This is a genomic window from Janthinobacterium sp. BJB426 (genome assembly GCF_002735705.1).
Lineage (GTDB): Bacteria > Pseudomonadota > Gammaproteobacteria > Burkholderiales > Burkholderiaceae_D > Janthinobacterium.
Window position 1 is genome coordinate 90469 of the sequence record NZ_PDZL01000014.1, and the last position, 16868, is coordinate 107336.

Consider the following 16868-nt stretch of genomic DNA (forward strand, 5'->3'; position numbering starts at 1 on the left):
TGTATATCTTCTTATATAGCGATATACAAAAAAGTACAAAAAAAGCAGCCACGCATGCGGCGGCCTTCATCCAACAGCGCAATATACAGACGTATATAGCGATGCTCAAGCGACAAGCGCCGAAACGCTTGCGCAGGTCAATTTTCGCAACATTTCTCCTGCACCGCACCATTTCGCTGTGCGAACGAATGTTTCACAAAACGATTGACACGTCCCATTTGGCTAGGCAAACTGATTTCCAGGGAGCCTGAAAATGAATGCCAATATGACAAATATTCAAGCCGCAGCAGATCCGGAACTCATCGTCTTCAGCGATGACGAGGAGGGCAAGGACCGCCAGTTCGTCAACGCGCTGGCGCGCGGGCTGGAAGTGCTGCGTTGCTTCCGTCCCGGCGAAGTCTATCTGTCGAACGCGGACATGGCCAAGCGCACGGGCATCCCGAAACCGACGATTTCACGCCTCACCTACACCCTCACCAAACTCGGCTACCTGAATTACTCGGACAGTCTGGGCAAGTACCAGCTGGGCGCCGGCGTGCTGGCGCTCGGTTACCGCATGCTGTCGAACCTCGATGTGCGCAAGATGGCGCGCCCCCTGATGGAAGAACTGGCCGAACATGCGCAAGCCTCCGTCTCGCTGGGCACGCGCGACCGCCTCAGCATGGTGTACGTGGAGACGTGCCGCAGCAGCGCCAACGTCACCCTGCGCCTTGACGTCGGCTCGCGCATTCCCCTGATGACGACGGCCATGGGCAAGGCCCTGCTGTGCATCCTGCCGCAGGCCGAACGCGACTACCTGATGGACCATGCGCGCGTCCACGAGACCGAGCGCTGGCCGCGCATCAAGGCCGGCATCGAACAAGGCTTCAAGGATTACCAGGACCGGGGCTTTTGCATCTCGGCCGGCGAGTGGCAGAACGACGTGCATGCCGTGGGCGTACCCATGCTGGGCGCGGATGGCGAACAGGTGATGGCTTTCAATTGCGGCGGCCCCGCCTTCCTGCTGTCGCGCGAAAAACTCGAGTCCGACCTGGGACCGCGCCTGGTCACCCTCGTCAAGACAGTGGAAAAAAACCTGGGCCGCGGTTAGACTGCGCGCCCTTTCTCAACGATAGCTCAAATCAAAGCGCCGAGGAAACCGATGATACGCGACGAAGAAACCCTGAACATACTGCTCGACAGCATCGCCCGTTTCGTGCGTGAAGTGCTGGTGCCGAACGAGGCGCTGGTGGCCGAAACGGACACGATCCCGCCCGCCATCGTGGCGCAGATGCGTGAACTGGGCCTGTTCGGCCTGTCCATTCCGGAAGCCTACGGCGGCCTGGAACTGAGCATGGAAGAGGAAGTGCGGGTCGCGTTCGAAATCGCCCGCACCTCGCCCGCCTTCCGTTCGCTGATCGGCACGAACAATGGCATCGGCTCACAAGGCATCGTGATCGATGGCACGGAAGCGCAGAAGCTGCATTATTTGCCAAAACTGGCTGCCGGCGACATCATCGGCTCGTTCGCGCTGACGGAAGCGGGATCGGGTTCCGATGCGGCCTCGCTGCGCACGACGGCCGTGCGCGATGGCGACTTTTATATCCTCAACGGCAGCAAGCGCTATATCACCAACGCGCCCGAAGCGAGCATTTTTACCGTCATGGCCCGCACGGATCCCGTGAAGCGGGGCGCCTCGGCCATTTCCGCCTTCATCGTGGAAAAGGACACGCCGGGCCTCTCGCTGGGAAAAATCGACAAGAAGATGGGGCAGCAAGGCGCGCACACCTGCGACGTCATCTTCGAGAATTGCCGCGTACCGGCCGCGAACATCATCGGCGGCAAGGAAGGCGTGGGTTTCAAGACGGCCATGAAGGTGCTCGATAAGGGCCGGCTGCACATCGCCGCCGTCTGCGTGGGCGCGGCCGAACGCATGCTGGCCGACGCGCTGGCCTACGCCATGGAGCGCCAGCAGTTCGGCCAGCCCATCGCGGAATTCCAGCTGATCCAGGCCATGCTGGCCGACAGCAAGGCGGAAATCTACGCGGCGCGCAGCATGGTGCTCGACGCGGCGCGCCGGCGCGACAACAAGGAAGACATTTCGACGGAAGCGTCGTGCTGCAAGCTGTTCGCCTCCGAAATGTGCGGCAGGGTCGCTGACCGCTCCGTGCAGATCCACGGCGGCGCCGGCTACATCAGCGAATACGCGGCCGAACGCTTCTACCGCGACGTGCGCCTGTTCCGCATCTATGAAGGCACGACGCAGATCCAGCAGATCGTCATCGCCCGCAACATGATCAAGGCAGCGCAAAAGTGAAGGAGGCCGCGATGGACATCCCTTCCCTGCTGGCCGGCTTGCCGGCGCGCCTGTCGGCCATTCCCGCCTACTGGGCCGCGCGTGCGCCGGACGCGCCGGCGCTGCATGAAGGTGGCTGCAGCTGGACCTACGCGCAGCTGCAGCATGGCGTGGAAAGTGCAGCGCAGCTGCTGCGCCAGCTGGACGTGCGCGCAGGCGACCGCCTGATGGTGGTGGGCGAAAACGGCGCGCTGCAGGTGGCGCTGATTTTTGCTGCCGCGAGCATCGACGCGTGGATCGTCAACGTCAATGCGCGGCTGTCAGCGCGCGAGATCGACACCATCGCCACGCACAGTTCCGCGCGGCGCGTGCTGTTCCTGGCCGGCGCCTCGCCGGAAGCGGCCGCGCACGCGGCGCGGCGCAGCGCCAGCCCTGTCACCGTCGATGGCATGGGCGAGCTTCTGGCGGGAGAGTTGAACGAAGCGTCCATTCCGGAAGCCTGCGTGCCCGGCAACGAACAGGTGGCCGCGCTGATCTACACGACGGGCACCACGGGCCAGTCGAAAGGCGTGATGCTCACGCACCGCAACCTGCTGTTCATCGCCGCCGTATCCAGCACCTTGCGCGGCCTGACGCGCACCGACCGCGCCTATGGCGTGCTGCCGATTTCGCACGTGTACGGCCTGGCCTCGGTGGCCCTGGGCACCCTGTATGCGGGCGCCGCCCTGTACCTGGTGCCGCGCTTTTCCGTCGATGGCCTGCTCTCCGCCCTGAAGGATGACGGCCTGACCATCGTGCAGGGCGTGCCGGCCATGTACGCCAAGCTGCTGCAAACCCTGGGCGGCGCCGATACCCCGCTGCCGACGCGGCTGCGCTTTGCGTATGCGGGCGGCTCGCCGCTGGCGCCGTCGCTCAAGCACGAGGTGGAAAAGCTGCTGGGCACCGCGCTGCACAATGGCTATGGCATGACGGAAAGCGCGCCCACCATCAGCCAGACGCGCCTGGAAACGCCGCGCCGCGACGATTCCGTCGGCATGCCGATACCGGGCGTGGAAGTGCGCGTGGTGAGCGTCGACGGCCTTGACGTGGCGCCGGGCGAGCCGGGCGAATTGTGGATACGCGGGCCAAACATCATGGCTGGCTACTACCGCGAACCGGCCATGACGGCGGCCACCATGCGCGACGGCGGCTGGCTCAATACGGGCGACATGGCGCGCCAGGACCCGGACGGCGCCCTCTTCATCGTCGGCCGCACCAAGGAACTGATCATCCGCTCCGGCTTCAATGTGTATCCGCTGGAAGTGGAAACGGCCCTGAACGCCCACCCGTCCGTGGTGCAGTCGGCCGTGGTGGGACGCACCACGGCCGATGGCAACGAGGACGTCATCGCCTATGTGGAACTGGACCCGCGCCAGCCCGCCAGCGTGGCACAATTGCAGGCCTGGCTGGCGCAGACCCTGTCGCCATACAAATGCCCGTCCGCCATCATCGTCATGGAAGCGCTGCCGGCCGCCGCCACGGGCAAGATTTTAAAGGGGCAGCTGCGGCAAATGGCGCAGAATGCACGATGAGTTGACCATGCAGTACCAGAACCGACAATAAAACCAAGCCACATCACCGGAGGAGACACGATGAAACGCACCTACACACGCATCGCCATGGCAGCGCTGGTTGCCAGCGCCTGGATGACGCAGGCCAGCGCCGACGAATTCCTGGTCGGCGCAGAAATCCCGCTGACGGGCAACCTGGCGCGGGTCGGCGCCGGCATGCAGGAGGGGATCATGGTCGCGGCCGAAGTCTTCAACAAGACCAACGGCAAGCACACCATCAAGATCATCACCGTCGACGACGAATCGGCGCCCGCCAAGGCCATCGCCGCCGTGGAAAAGCTGGCCAGCCAGGGCGTGGTGGCCATCACGGGCGGCTATGGTTCGAACAATATCTCGCCCGCCTCGGACACGGCGAACAAACTGGGCCTCGTCTATATCACTTCGGGCGGCGTGGACGACAGCCTGGTGGCCAGCGGGCGCAAGAATTTTTTCCGCATCAATAACACGGCCGGCTACGAAAAAGCCATGCTGGGATTGCTGCAGGACGTGGGCGCGAAATCCGTCTCCATCGTGTATTCGACCAAGGACGCCACCACGGGCCTGGCCAAGGATGTGGAAAAGGCCCTGGCGGCCAAGGGCGTGAAAGTGACGACGCACTCGTTCGACCCGGCGATCACGGACTTCAAGCCCATCATCAACAAGATCAAGCTGCAGGATAAATCGGAAGTCGTGGCCATGGTCGGCTACGAAAACGACTACGTGGGCATCATCCGCGCCGCCCGCGTCCTGAAGCCGAAGATCAAGGCCATGGTGGGCGTGTGGTCGCTGGCAACGCCGAAAATGGCGGCCGACTTCCCCGACCTGATGCCGAACGTATTCGGCACGGCCCTGCTGCCCTTCCCCACGGAATTCAAGACAGCCGACGGCAAGGCCTTCAGCGACGCCTACAAGCAGCTGTACAAGAAGGAGCCGGACTACCTGGGCCAGTTCGGCTATGTGCAGTCGATGCTGCTGTTCGAAGCCATCGCGCGCGCGGCCGACAAGGGCACCATCAAGAAAGGCGGCGTGGCCGAGGAAATGCGCAAGACGGACCGCGAAACCCTGATCGGCCGGGTGCAGTTTGCTGCCAACGGCGACAACCAGAATTTCGTGCACCGCATGGCCCAGCACCAGGACAAGAAAGTGGTGATCGTCTGGCCGAAGGAACACGCGACGGGCAAGCTGGCCTATCCCGCCCTGCCCTGGTAACAGCAGCCTCCCGCTGCACACGCGCACGCCTGCCGGGCGTGCACCGATGAACGGCAGCCCTGGCGCATCTTCGCGATGTCCTTGGGCTGCCTGACGGGATGACGACATGACAGAATTAATCTTGCAAGCCCTGTATTCGGGCTTGCTGCAGGGCGGCTCCTACGCCCTGATCGCACTGGGACTGGCGCTGGTCTTCGGCACCATGAAAGTGATCAACCTGGCGCACGGCGAACTGGTGCTGCTGGCCGCCTACATCGCCTACAGCGTGGAATCGGGCCTGGGACTTGGTCCCATGTTCGCCATTCCCATCGCACTGGTGATCGTCAGCCTCACGTCCGTGGGCGTCTACCTGATCGTCAGCCGCATCAAGAAGGACCGCGAAATCAATTCGCTGATCCTCACCTACGGCATCGGCGTCATCCTCACCAATTTCATCCTGCTGGTCTGGAAGGCCGACATCCGTTCGACCTCGTCGAGCTGGCTGCAGGAAGGCATCGAGATCGGTCCGTTCTTCAGCATGCGCAGCGAAGTGATTTTCTTTGGCGTCAGCCTGGTGCTGATGGCGGCCCTGTGGCGCTGGCTGGCCACCAGCTGGTATGGCCGCGCCGTGCGCGCCGTGTCCAGCAACCGCGACGCGGCCAAGCTGATGGGCATCGATCCGGGCCGCACGGAACTGGTGTCGTTTCTGGTCGCCGGCATCCTGGCCGCCTTCGCCGGCGTCGCCCTGTTCAGCTATGGCGTGATCCAGCCGGCCTACGGCGGCGCGCTGACGGTGAAAGCCTTCATCATCACGGTATTGGCCGGCATCGGTTCGATTCCCGGCGTGCTGCTGGCCGCCGTGCTGCTGGGCGTGGCCGAAGCCCTGACCGTCACCCTGGCCAGCTCCGCGCTGCAGGAATTGTCCGGCATGGTGCTGTTCCTGCTGGTGCTGTTCATCATGCCGAACGGCTTGTTCGGCGCACAACGGAGGCGCGGATGAAGCGCTCGACACTGATCTCCACGGCGGGCCTGCTGCTGGCCGCCTATATCGCCGTGCCGCTGGCCTTGAGCGGCAACCAGTATGTGATGAGCATGGTGGTTGCCGCCCTGATCATCGGCGGCGTGGCCATGTCCTGGGCCCTGCTGGGCAACCTGGGCGGCATGGTCAGCTTCGGCCATGCCGCCTTCTTCGGCGTGGGCGCGTATGTCTCCGCGCTGGCCACCGTGAAACTGGGCTTGCCCGTGTTTGCCGCCATGCTGCTGGGCGGCGCGGGCGCGGCCATCGCCGCCATCATCATGCTGCCCGTGCTGCGCCTGCGCGGGCCGTATTTTGCGCTGGCCATCCTCGCCTACGCGCACATCTTCCGCATCCTGGCCACGGAATGGAGCTCGGTGACGGGCGGCGCCGGCGGCATCAACAATATCCCGGCCTTGCCCACCGTCCTCGGCTTCGATCTGGCCAGCAAGACGGGTGCCTACCTGGTAGTGCTGACGCTGGTGGTGGCATGCGCCTTCGCCTACAGCCGCATCCGCGCCAGCCACTACGGCATCGCCCTGCGCGCCATGCACGACAGCGAAGACGCCACGCGCGTCGTCGGCGTCAACAGCACCTTGCTGAAAGGCGCGATGCTGCTCGTATCGGCCTTCATGGCGGGCCTGTTCGGTGCCTTCAACGCCCACTACATCAATTTCCTGGAACCCGACTACGCCTTCAACAGCCTGTGGGTGACCTTGCCGATCGTGGCGGCCATCTTCGGCGGCTACCGCACGATACTCGGCCCCGTGCTGGGCGCCGTGGTGGTCTATCTGGTCGACCAGCTGATCTTCAAGTCGCTGATCCCCACGGGCCACCAGCTGGTGCTGGGCGTGCTGCTGGTGGCGATGATCGTCTTCAGTCCGAACGGCTTGCTGCCGCTACTGCGCAAACTGTTCAACGCGAAGGAGAAAGCACATGCTTGAACTCGATAATGTGTCCGTGCGCTTCGGCGGCCTGACGGCCGTCGACAGCGTCACGTTAAAGGTGGGCAGCCACGACGTGATCGGCCTCGTGGGTGCGAATGGCGCCGGCAAGACCACCCTGTTCAATGCGATTTCCGGCCTGGTGCGCCCCACCAGCGGCAGCATCCGCTTCGAGGGACGCGACATCATGGCCACGCCCATGTACCAGCGCGCGCGCCTGGGGCTGGGCCGCACCTTCCAGATTCCGCAACCGATGCATGAACTGACGGTGCGGGAAAACCTCGTCGTGGCGCAGCGCTTCGGCACCGGCAAGGTAGACCAGCGCAAGATCGATGAAATCCTCGATTTCACGAGCCTGGCGGACAAGGCGCAGCGCGACGCGGCCGGCGAACTGGCGCTGACGGAATTGAAAGCGCTGGAAGTGGCCAAGGCGCTGGCCACCAATCCGAAACTGCTGCTGCTGGACGAAGTGCTGGCGGGCCTGGAAACGAACGGCAAGCGCCGCTTCATGGGCATGCTGAAGGACTTGCATGCCGCCTTTGGCGTGGGCATCGTCATGATCGAGCACGATATCGAGACCATCAGCAATCTGTGCCAGCGCGTGGCCGTGCTCAATTTTGGCCAGCTGATCGCCGACGGCACGCCGGACGCCGTCTTCCGCGATCCGGCCGTGATCGAAAGTTATACAGGGGCAGCCCATGCTTGAGATAGAAAACCTGCGCGCCGGCTATGGCGCCATCAATGTGCTGTGGGATGTCTCGCTGTCGATCCAGAAGGGCAAGCTGACCACCATCATCGGCCCGAACGGGGCCGGCAAGACCACCCTGCTGCGCGCCATCATGGGCCTGCTGCCCGTGGGCGCGGGAAGCATCGCGCTCGATGGCCAGTCCATCAACGGCACGCCGACGTGGAAGATGAGCGACGCCAGGGTGACGATGATCCCGGAAGGACGCATGACGTTTCGCGACATGAGCGTGGAAGAAAACCTGATCATGGGCGCGTTTCCGAAGGAGCACCGCAGCCACATGCCGGCGCGCCTGGCCGAAGCCTACGCCATGTTCCCGCGCCTGCACGAACGGCGCAAGCAGCTGGCCGGATCACTGTCCGGCGGCGAGGCGCAGATGCTGGCCATGGCGCGGGGATTGATGTCGGATCCGTCGCTGCTCATCATCGACGAACCTTCGCTGGGCCTGGCCCCGCTGGTGGTCAACGAGCTGTTCGAGATCCTCGCGCGCCTGAACGACGGCAAGCGCACCATCATCCTCGTCGAGCAGAATACGGCGCGGGCCGTGGGCGTGGCCGACCACGTCTACCTGATGCAAAGCGGCAAGGTGGCGCTGTCGCAAAAAGCCGATGAGGTCGACCTCGAGCACCTGCACGAACTGTATTTTGCGCGCTAATCGGCAGCAAACACCAGTCCCGGCATCCTGGCCACGCAATCGAGATTCAAGGGTGCACGCGGGTCGCGCAGGAAGGCCAGCGTCAGCTGCCCGCCGCAGCGGTTGAACATGGCGCCATGCGCCTGGCCCGGTATCTGCACGAAACGCGCATTGGGCATGCTGCGCAGCAGGCGCCGGCCCCAGGCTGGCGGCGTCACGGGATCGAATTCGCCGGCCAGTATCAGCACCGGCACGTCGCTTTTCACGGCATCGTTTGCCTGCGCCGCAGCTGCGGCCACGCGCCACGCGCCGCACATCTCTGGCGTCGCCGTGCGGTTATCCACGCCGCCCAGCCCCAGGGCCGGCGACACTTGCGCAGCCATGCGCCCGGGCTGCTCGAACGGCATTTCCTCGCCGCACCAGATCGACAGGCGCAATCCCCAATTGAAGCTGGAGGGTGCGCTGCGCAGCAATGGCAGCAAGCCTTGCGGGCGGCCCTGCGCCGCTTCGCTGATCAGGCGGGGCAAGGCGGGAATCAGCGCTGGCTGCTGCAAGCCCTCGGCCAGGGCGTTGACGATGTCGCGCCGGCGCAGCACGCGTCCGGGCGCCGCAATGCCGTCGCGGTCGGCGCGCGCAAGCAAGGCGCTGAAACGTCCGCGCAGGTCCGGGTAGCGCAATTCGCACGCCGGTTCCGTCGCGCAGCCGTCGAGCACCAGGTCGATGGCGCGCCGCAGCGGAGCGGCGGCCATTTCGTCATAGTTGATATCGACCGGCAGCACGGAGTCGAGCACCACGCTGCGCACGCCCTCGGGATGGCGCGCCAGCACCGTCTGGGCCAGGCGCGTGCCGTACGAGTAGCCGATCAGGTTCCACTGCGCGATGCCGAGCAGGCGGCGCAGGTCGTCGAGGTCGTCCGCCGATTCCGCCGACGTGTAGCCATCGAGGTCGATACCGGACGCCACCAAGTCGGCGCGGCAGCGCGCAACGGCGACGGTTTGCGCGGCCAGCGAGGCGTCAGCCGCCCGCAACGCGTTCAGCTCGGGACAGGCCAGCGAAGGCTGCGCAAACATGTTGCCGCGTCCTTCCAGCAATATTTGGTCGCGTTCCAGCAAAAACGGATTGCCTTTGCCGCTCGTGCGCCCGTCGATGCTGCTCAGGCCCGGACCGCCGGGAAGATACACGACGGGATTGGCTGCGGGAGCTGCTGCACTGCTGCGGAAAATCATGACCGGCAAGGCGATGGCGCGGCTATCGGCCTTGCCCCGATGTTCGGGTACCGTCAGCATGCCGCACTCTATCTTTTCACCCGGCAGTACCGGCACCGCACAGGCGGAAGGCGTAAAGGCCGGTTTGACCGGCAGCGTATCGGGCGCGGCAGCGGCCGCGCTTGAAAAACACGCGGCGGCAAGGATGGCTTGGCGAAATGGGAGCAAGGAACCTCCTGGCAGCATGGGCAGACGACAGGATCGAGTGGCAGGCTGGCCACTCAATTACTTGCCAGATTACTACACAATCGCGGCCCTGGCCGCAAGAGTCTGCTACCGGGGTGGCGCGGCGTTGACCGGCCTGCGGCCATCACTCCTCGTCATCCTCGTCATCCTCGTCGGCCAGCTTGTCGAACACCAGCAGCTCACTCTTGCCCAGTCCGGTCATCACGAAGGGATCGTCGGCAGGAAAGCGGCCCGTATCGACCAGCATGCGCAGCTTGCTTAAGCGGTCGCCCAGCGCCAGCGCTCGGGCCTGCGGATCCGCATCGTCGTGGGCATCGACGCCCGCCTGCCCGATCGCGCGGGTCACGGACTCGGGAAACTCCCATAATTCGGCGATCCGTACCGACAGGATGCGCGCTTGGGCAAACACCTGGGCAATGAAGGCGTCCGATTGCGGGAAGGCATCGGGCGCATGCATCTGGTCGATCAGGCGGAACGCCACCACCAGGCCGACATTGGCCATCAGTCCCGCCAGATAGGCGTCAAAGGCGTTGGCCTGCATGGCCGGTGCAACCAGGTTGGCCGCCAGCGCGCATTTCTCGGACTGGCGCCAGATCAGCGGCGCCGTACGTATGGTCAAGCCGCCGCTTTGCATGCTGACGATGGGACGGAAGGCGACGCGGGCCAGCAGCATGCGCATGCCGTTTTGCCCAAGCAGCATGATGGCGCCTTCCATGTTGTTGATCGACGGGCTGGCGTTGTAGCGCGAATGGTAGCGGGGCCGGTTCGCTTCGCGGTAGACCTCGGCCACCAGCAGCACGTCCTGGGCCAGCTGGCGCGACAGCTCGGCCGCGCTCATGTTTTCATTTTGCAAGGTCCGCATCAACTGCGGAATGATGGCCGGAATGCGCGGCACCAGCGCGGCACCGGCGATCGGCTCACGGGCCAGGCGCGTCAATTCGTCCAGAATCTGCTGTTCCGCCTGCTTTGTCGCCTGCGCCGAACCGGCGGCCGCCAGCCAGCGGTAGTAGATGGCATCGATCTCGGTGATGCTGGCTGGCTGCCGTGCCATCTCGGGCGCCGCCGCTGCCGTGAGGGGCGCAAGCTTGTTTTTTTGGTCGCCGCCGTTCAGTAATTTTCCTATCCAACCCATTTTATTCTTCTAGCCCTATCTGCATCACTATCGCGACATCCGCCCCGCGATTTTACTTGATGACAGCCGTGCCGGTACGGCGGGCGTGACCAGCGTTGCCCATCTGCCGCAAAGTGCTACAGTGGCGCCCTCGCAGCTACCCTTCTTTGCAAGGTAAATCATGAGCAATATGCTGGCCCAGTACGTCACCGCTCAGGCCTGCAACAACGCCTGGGCCAACCACCGCCTGCTGAAGGCTTGCGGCGAACTGACCGAGGCCGAGTTCCAGGCCGCGCGCGTCAGCTTTTTTCCCACCATCCAGTCCACCCTGAACCACATCCTCACATGCGACTGGTTTTACCTCGATGCGCTCGAGCGCGAGCTGCGCGGCGAAGCGCCGCATGCCGACTGCTATGCCTTCTTTGAAAAGGACGAGCCATTTACCGACTGCGCCACGCTGCAGGCGGCACAGCAGGCATCCGACGCGCGCCTGATCGCCCATTGCCGCAGCCTGTGCGACCTTGACCTGGCGCGGCCCGTGACGATCCTGCGCGACACGCCGCAAGTCGACACGCGACTGCGCATGCTGGCGCATCTGTTCCAGCACCAGATCCACCACCGGGGGCAAGTGCACGCCATGCTGGCCGGCACGCGCATCGCACCGCCCCAGCTCGACGAATTCTATTGCGCCGGCGAAGCGGACGAGCGGGCGCAGGATTTCCTGGAACTGGGCTGGACGGAAGACGCCGTCTGGGCTCCCCGCTGAATCACTCCCCGGCGTGGCAGCAGACGCACAGCTTGTTGCCATCGAGGTCGCGGAAGTAGGCGCCATAGTAATTCGCGTGGTAATGGAGGCGCAAGCCGGGCGGCCCTTCGCAGGTGGCGCCCAGCGCCAGCGCAGCCTGGTAGCTGCGGTCCACCTGGGCGCGGCTGGCCGCCAGGAGGGCCGTCATCTGCCCATTGCCGGGCGCGGCCGGCAAGCCGTCATGCGGCGCCGTCAGCACGAACAGGGGGCGCGGCGCCTGCTGCGCCATCCAGCCGGCCCAGGGTTGGGCGGGATCATGAAATTTCTCGATCAGATCGAGTTCACCCAGCAAGGCCGTGTAGAAGGCGTAGGCGCGGGGAAAGTCATTGGTGCCGAGGCAAATATGGGACAGCATGCTGCTCCTTGATGAATTCAGGCGGGTGTGCGGCGAAATGCGCCAGCTGATTATAATGGCGCATCGCTTTTTGACACGCTCCCATGCCAGACCACGACCGCCTTCAGCTACACCCGCCGGCCAGCAGCGACCTTCCCGCCTTGCTGGCCTTCGAACTCGAAAACCGCGCGTATTTTGAAAACTGGGTCACGGCGCGCGCGTCATCCTACTATCACCGGGAAGCCATCGCCGCCGCCATCGAGCAGGCGCAGCGCGAGCGCCAGCAAGACCTCGTCTACCAGTACCTGGCAAAACTGGACGGACAAATCATCGGCCGGGTCAACCTGACGGCCGTTACCCGCCCCTATTTCAATAAAGCAACGCTCGGTTACCGCATCGGCGAACGGTTCGGCGGACGCGGCTACGCCACCCGCGTGGTCGCCCTGTTGCTGGAAGAGGCTTTCGGCCCACTGGAACTGTGGCGCCTGGAAGCGACGGCGCGGCCGCAAAACCTGGGCTCGGTCGCCGTCATGCAGCGCAACGGCTTTCACCAGTATGGCCGCTCGGAAAAGGCCATGCGCTTCCAGGATACCTGGTCGGACTTGCTGTATTTTGAACGGCGCAACACGCAAACCATGGCCTGAGACGGCGCATTTTTCTGCCAGCAACACGACTTTTATCCTATCACCGGCGACTTTGTGCAAACGCAAAGCAGTGCGATATTGGACTGATAACTTCAAGGTTCGGGAATCTTCCCTACCTTGCCAAGTCCAACATGAAATTGCGGCTACGCCTGTTCGAACACGTGCTGGTGGTGCTGGCATTGGCCGTCGTCATCTTTGCCGCCGCCATCGTGCTGGCACGCATGACGCAGTGGGCGGAAGCGCGGGAACTGCCCGCCTATCTCGTGCAAGGCATGCACCTGGTTGGCAAGGTGCTGTTTTTCCTGGACGGCTGCATCGTCATTGCCGTCAGCAGTATCCTGGCCACCCGGCTGTTCCGCATGCTCACCAAGGAGGATGTATGAACGACTTTCACTACCTGCTGATCCTGCGGCATCCGCGCCGCTTCTGGTGCAGTGCCATCGTCATCGCCGTGGTCTCGGCCATCGTGCTGGGGCCATGGCTCGACAGCATGCCATGGCTGGTGGCGATCCCCTTCGTGGGCGGCGGCTTGCTGGTGGCGCTCGGCGAACTGTGGGATGACCTGCACGGCAAGCGCCTGCGGAACGGCGACGACACGCAGACACCGTGCCAGCACCCTTGATACCGGCGTAGTGATGCATGCACGCAACAGCGGTACGCCATGGCGCGCGCATTGGCGTGATTTAAGACTGGCTTCAGCCTCGCCGTGCATCGTGATATGGCGCCAGCAGCAATGGCGCCCCCTTCACCATCACGGGCACAGCCCAGCGAAAGAGCCGACATGAGCACATGGATGCGCGCCAACAAAGGTTTTTTGATGTTCCTCCTGCTGTTCGGCGTGTTCCGCACGGCCGTGGCGGACTGGAATCCCATACCGTCGGCGTCGATGCGCCCCAACCTGCTCGAAGGCGACGTGGTCTTCGTCAACCGCCTGGCCTTCAACCTGAAAGTGCCGCTCACCGATATCGTGCTGCAGCGCCTGGGCGAACCGCAGCGGGGCGACATCGTCACCTTTTCTTCGCCGAAAGACGGCACGCGATTGATCAAGCGCATCATCGCCCTGCCCGGCGACACGGTGGAAATGCGCAACGAGCAGCTGGTCATCAATGGCCAGCCCGCCCAGTACACTGCGCTCGACACGGCGCCGGAAACCATCGCCCACGTGGGCCGGCTGACGGCCCAGCGCATCAGCGAACGCAACCAGACCGAACAGCACCGCATCCAGGTCTTGCCGCAAATGACGGGCGCGGCGCGCAGCTTCGCCCCCGTGACAGTGCCGGCCGACCATTTCCTCATGCTGGGAGACAACCGCGACAACAGCGCCGACTCGCGCTATTTCGGCTTCGTGCCACGTGAATTACTGATCGGCAAGGCCGAGCGCATCCTCGTCTCGGCCAATATCCAGGACCATTGGCAGCCGCGGCTGCAGCGTTTCGGCATGAAGCTGGAATAAACATCACCCTTGCAACGGCGTCGTGCTTTTCGGTTAGCATGGCGCATCATGCAAAATTTTTCCTTCGCCAGCCAGCAGCCCGCCAGCGACGCTCTTGCCCTTGAGCAGCTGGCGCAGTTCCTGCAGCGCCATCCCGACGTGCTGCTGCTGACGGGCGCCGGCATCAGCACGGCGTCCGGCATACCGGACTACCGCGACACGCAAGGCGTGCGGCGCGGCAACGCGCCCGTGCAAGGCCCCGATTTTCGCCGCCTGGAAACCGTGCGCCGCCGCTACTGGGCGCGCAGCATGGTCGGCTGGCCAACCCTGGCGCGCGCCACGCCGAATCCCGGTCACCTGGCCATCGCGCAACTGGCCCAGCGCCGGAGAATAGGCGGCCTGGTCACGCAGAACGTGGATGGCCTGCATCAGCAGGCTGGCAGCCCAGCCGTCACGGAGTTGCACGGCAGCATACATGGCGTGGTGTGCCTCGATTGCCGGACCCGCCACACGCGCCGCCTGATCCAGGATCAGCTCGAACATGACAATCCGCAACTGCTGGGCGCCACGGCCACGCCAGCGCCCGATGGCGACGCCTTGCTGGAACCATCGCAGCTGGCCACCTTCCACCTGCCCGTCTGTCCCCGTTGCGGCGGCACCCTGCAGCCCGACGTGGTGTTTTTCGGCGATGGCGTGCCCGCCGCCTGCGCGGCCGAAGCCGAAAGCAAGATGCGCACGGCCAGCGCCCTGCTGGTAGTGGGTTCATCGGTCATGGTGTATTCGAGCTTTCGCCTGTGCCGCATGGCGGCCGAAACGGGCAAGCCTGTGGCCGCCATCAACCTGGGCAAGACGCGCGCCGACCATTTACTGACCTTCAAGACCGAAGCCCCGGTACAAGACATCTTGCCTGCATTAGCGGCCATGCTGGGCTGATCCCGTGCCGGCGCTGCGCCGCTCTCGCTATACTGTGCGATTAACGAGGAGAATTCATGCTGGAACTGTTGAGTGAACACGCCTGTTTTGGCGGCGTACAACGCTTTTATCGCCACGACACGCAAGCCATCGGCTTGCCCATGCGTTTCTCGGCCTTCATTCCCGACACGGCGCCAGGCGCCACTGCCACCACCAAACGCCCCGCCCTGTTTTACCTGGCGGGCCTGACCTGCACGGAAGAAACATTCATGATCAAGGGCGGCGCGCAGCGCGTGGCGGCCGAGGAAGGCGTGATCCTGATCGCCCCCGACACCAGCCCCCGTGGCGCGACCATTGCGGGCGAAAGCGATTCCTGGGATTTCGGCGTGGGCGCCGGCTTTTACGTGGACGCCACCGAGGCGCCGTGGAGCAACCATTATCGGATGTATAGCTACCTGCTGGAACTGCGCGCCCTGCTGGAACAGGAACTGGCGATCGATGCGCAACGCACGGGTATTTTCGGCCACTCGATGGGCGGCCATGGCGCGCTGGTGCTGGCCTTGCGCAACCCGGAACTGTTCCGCTCCGTATCCGCCTTCGCCCCCATCGCCGCACCGAGCGAGTGTCCGTGGGGGAAAAAGGCTTTCACGGGCTACCTGGGCAGCGATGAGTCCAGCTGGCAACAGTACGACGCCAGCGCGCTGATGCGCGGCCTGCAAGGCAAACCGGCACTGTTTCCTAACGGCATTTTGATCGACCAGGGCCTGGCCGACAAGTTTTTACCGGAGCAACTGTACCCCGAAGTATTCGAAGCGGCGTGCCGCGACGCCGGCCAGCCATTACGGCTGCGCCGCCATGCCGGCTACGACCACGGCTATTACTTCATCGCCAGCTTCATGGAAGAGCATGTGCGCTTCCATGCGAAGAACTTGCGCGCCGCCTGATCCGCTGCGCTACTGCGCCGTGCTGGTATGCCCGTTGAAGTGGCGCGTGTACCAGTCCGTGGCCAGCAGGGCCGCCTGGTGCCGCGTGTCGGGGCCGCCAGGTGCGGCGATCTGTTCCAGTTGTTTGTCGCAGCGCAAGGTGGCGAACGCCATGCGGTTCAGGCCGGCCACGTCGGGGTCGCGCCCGCCCACGATCAGCAACGATGGCACGCGCACGTTTTCCAGCGCCGCCTTGCCGGCCATTTCCACCTGGCCATCGCAGACGGCCAGCGCGGCGATTTCCGCGCTGCGCCAGGCCGCCAGCTGCATCACGACGGCAGCGCTGGTGCCATAGCCGTACAGGCCGCAGGGCAAGCGCCGCGTGGATGCGTCGAGCTGCAGCCAGCCCAGGGCTTTTTCCAGTTGGCGCGCCAGCAGCACGATATCGCTGCGCACGAAATACGCGTGGCCATTGCTGCCGCCGCCAGGCCCGACACCGCCCTGGTCGAAACGCAGGGTGGCGATGCCCGCTCGCAAAAAATCCTGGGAAGTGGCATGGCTGGAGGCGCCCAGGTAGTCGCTGTCGGCGCCTGCGCCGTGGGCAAACAGGACGATGCCCACGGGCCGCTCGGGCATGTCAAGCACGCCATCCATTTGAAGTTCATCGGCCGTAATGCTGACAAATTGTTCTTGCATGGTTGCCTCCGCAATCGAGCTGGGATCAAGCTAAAGCTGAAGTCAAGCTGTGCGCTGATTTTACGCTGATCTTGCCGGGCCGGGGGACAGCCTGCATGCCCCGGGCGACTAAGCTCAGTGTAGCAGCCCACGGCCATTCCTGCGCGGCCGTTCACGCCTCGCCGCCAGGA

At 64.3% G+C, this 16868-nt stretch carries 19 protein-coding genes; 15 read left to right on the forward strand and 4 right to left on the reverse strand.

Annotated elements, in window-relative coordinates; all coding sequences use genetic code 11:
• The first annotated feature begins 265 nt into the window (after nucleotides 1-265).
• The 8 genes from CSQ93_RS20465 to CSQ93_RS20500 all read left to right on the forward strand — a co-directional run bounded on the left by CSQ93_RS20465 (nucleotide 266) and on the right by CSQ93_RS20500 (nucleotide 8411).
• Nucleotides 266-1090, forward strand: coding sequence for an IclR family transcriptional regulator (locus CSQ93_RS20465; protein WP_099379613.1), 825 nt, complete (start codon nucleotides 266-268; stop codon nucleotides 1088-1090).
• Between the two features lie 51 nt (nucleotides 1091-1141).
• On the forward strand, nucleotides 1142-2296 hold the full coding sequence (locus CSQ93_RS20470; protein WP_099379614.1) for an acyl-CoA dehydrogenase family protein: 1155 nt from the start codon (nucleotides 1142-1144) through the stop codon (nucleotides 2294-2296).
• Nucleotides 2297-2307: 11 nt separating this feature from the next.
• Nucleotides 2308-3846: a class I adenylate-forming enzyme family protein gene (locus CSQ93_RS20475; protein WP_099379615.1), complete on the forward strand. Its 1539-nt coding sequence runs from the start codon at nucleotides 2308-2310 to the stop codon at nucleotides 3844-3846.
• A gap of 60 nt (nucleotides 3847-3906) precedes the next feature.
• Nucleotides 3907-5073, forward strand: a complete 1167-nt coding sequence (locus tag CSQ93_RS20480) for an ABC transporter substrate-binding protein (RefSeq protein ID WP_099379616.1) — start codon at nucleotides 3907-3909, stop codon at nucleotides 5071-5073.
• 106 nt (nucleotides 5074-5179) lie between these two features.
• Nucleotides 5180-6052, forward strand: a complete 873-nt coding sequence (locus CSQ93_RS20485; RefSeq protein ID WP_099379617.1) for a branched-chain amino acid ABC transporter permease — start codon at nucleotides 5180-5182, stop codon at nucleotides 6050-6052.
• Nucleotides 6049-7011 carry a branched-chain amino acid ABC transporter permease gene (locus tag CSQ93_RS20490; RefSeq protein ID WP_099379618.1) on the forward strand — a complete coding sequence of 321 codons (963 nt, stop codon included), beginning with the start codon at nucleotides 6049-6051 and terminating at the stop codon, nucleotides 7009-7011. Before CSQ93_RS20485 ends, CSQ93_RS20490 begins: the two co-directional genes overlap by 4 nt.
• A complete protein-coding gene (locus CSQ93_RS20495) occupies nucleotides 7004-7717 on the forward strand; it encodes an ABC transporter ATP-binding protein (protein WP_099379619.1) in 714 nt (237 codons plus the stop codon). The genes CSQ93_RS20490 and CSQ93_RS20495 overlap by 8 nt, the downstream gene beginning before the upstream one ends.
• Nucleotides 7710-8411: an ABC transporter ATP-binding protein gene (locus CSQ93_RS20500; protein ID WP_099379620.1), complete on the forward strand. Its 702-nt coding sequence runs from the start codon at nucleotides 7710-7712 to the stop codon at nucleotides 8409-8411. The genes CSQ93_RS20495 and CSQ93_RS20500 overlap by 8 nt, the downstream gene beginning before the upstream one ends.
• On the opposite strand, the gene CSQ93_RS20505 is transcribed toward CSQ93_RS20500, so the two are convergent.
• Together CSQ93_RS20505 and CSQ93_RS20510 are read right to left on the reverse strand one after the other, a co-directional pair.
• Complete coding sequence (locus CSQ93_RS20505) at nucleotides 8408-9823, reverse strand: alpha/beta hydrolase (RefSeq protein ID WP_158301305.1); 1416 nt, start codon at nucleotides 9821-9823, stop codon at nucleotides 8408-8410. The genes CSQ93_RS20500 and CSQ93_RS20505 overlap by 4 nt on opposite strands.
• A gap of 142 nt (nucleotides 9824-9965) precedes the next feature.
• Nucleotides 9966-10892: an HDOD domain-containing protein gene (locus tag CSQ93_RS20510; RefSeq protein WP_158301306.1), complete on the reverse strand. Its 927-nt coding sequence runs from the start codon at nucleotides 10890-10892 to the stop codon at nucleotides 9966-9968.
• Between the two features lie 241 nt (nucleotides 10893-11133).
• On the opposite strand from CSQ93_RS20510, the gene CSQ93_RS20515 reads away from it, so the two are divergent.
• Nucleotides 11134-11718 carry a DinB family protein gene (locus CSQ93_RS20515; protein ID WP_099379623.1) on the forward strand — a complete coding sequence of 195 codons (585 nt, stop codon included), beginning with the start codon at nucleotides 11134-11136 and terminating at the stop codon, nucleotides 11716-11718.
• Between the two features lies 1 nt (nucleotide 11719).
• On the opposite strand, the gene CSQ93_RS20520 is transcribed toward CSQ93_RS20515, so the two are convergent.
• Nucleotides 11720-12112, reverse strand: coding sequence for a VOC family protein (locus tag CSQ93_RS20520; RefSeq protein WP_099379624.1), 393 nt, complete (start codon nucleotides 12110-12112; stop codon nucleotides 11720-11722).
• A gap of 83 nt (nucleotides 12113-12195) precedes the next feature.
• Here CSQ93_RS20520 and CSQ93_RS20525 point away from each other — a divergent pair, with 83 nt between their 5' ends.
• The 6 genes from CSQ93_RS20525 (at nucleotide 12196) to fghA (ending at nucleotide 16023) form a co-directional block, all read left to right on the forward strand.
• Complete coding sequence (locus CSQ93_RS20525; protein ID WP_099379625.1) at nucleotides 12196-12735, forward strand: GNAT family N-acetyltransferase; 540 nt, start codon at nucleotides 12196-12198, stop codon at nucleotides 12733-12735.
• 131 nt (nucleotides 12736-12866) lie between these two features.
• Nucleotides 12867-13118, forward strand: coding sequence for a hypothetical protein (locus CSQ93_RS20530; protein ID WP_099379626.1), 252 nt, complete (start codon nucleotides 12867-12869; stop codon nucleotides 13116-13118).
• The gene (locus tag CSQ93_RS20535) at nucleotides 13115-13357 is read left to right on the forward strand and encodes a hypothetical protein (protein WP_099379627.1); all 243 of its coding nucleotides are present in this window, start codon (nucleotides 13115-13117) and stop codon (nucleotides 13355-13357) included. The genes CSQ93_RS20530 and CSQ93_RS20535 overlap by 4 nt, the downstream gene beginning before the upstream one ends.
• 159 nt (nucleotides 13358-13516) lie before the next feature.
• On the forward strand, nucleotides 13517-14188 hold the full coding sequence (gene lepB / locus CSQ93_RS20540; RefSeq protein ID WP_099379628.1) for a signal peptidase I: 672 nt from the start codon (nucleotides 13517-13519) through the stop codon (nucleotides 14186-14188).
• A gap of 48 nt (nucleotides 14189-14236) precedes the next feature.
• Entirely contained in the window at nucleotides 14237-15100 is an 864-nt protein-coding gene (locus CSQ93_RS20545; RefSeq protein WP_099379629.1) for an NAD-dependent protein deacetylase, read from the forward strand.
• Between the two features lie 56 nt (nucleotides 15101-15156).
• Entirely contained in the window at nucleotides 15157-16023 is an 867-nt protein-coding gene (gene fghA, locus CSQ93_RS20550) for an S-formylglutathione hydrolase (protein WP_099379630.1), read from the forward strand.
• Between the two features lie 9 nt (nucleotides 16024-16032).
• Here fghA and CSQ93_RS20555 read toward each other — a convergent pair whose 3' ends face one another.
• Nucleotides 16033-16698, reverse strand: coding sequence for a dienelactone hydrolase family protein (locus CSQ93_RS20555; RefSeq protein ID WP_099379631.1), 666 nt, complete (start codon nucleotides 16696-16698; stop codon nucleotides 16033-16035).
• Between the last annotated feature and the right edge of the window lie 170 nt (nucleotides 16699-16868).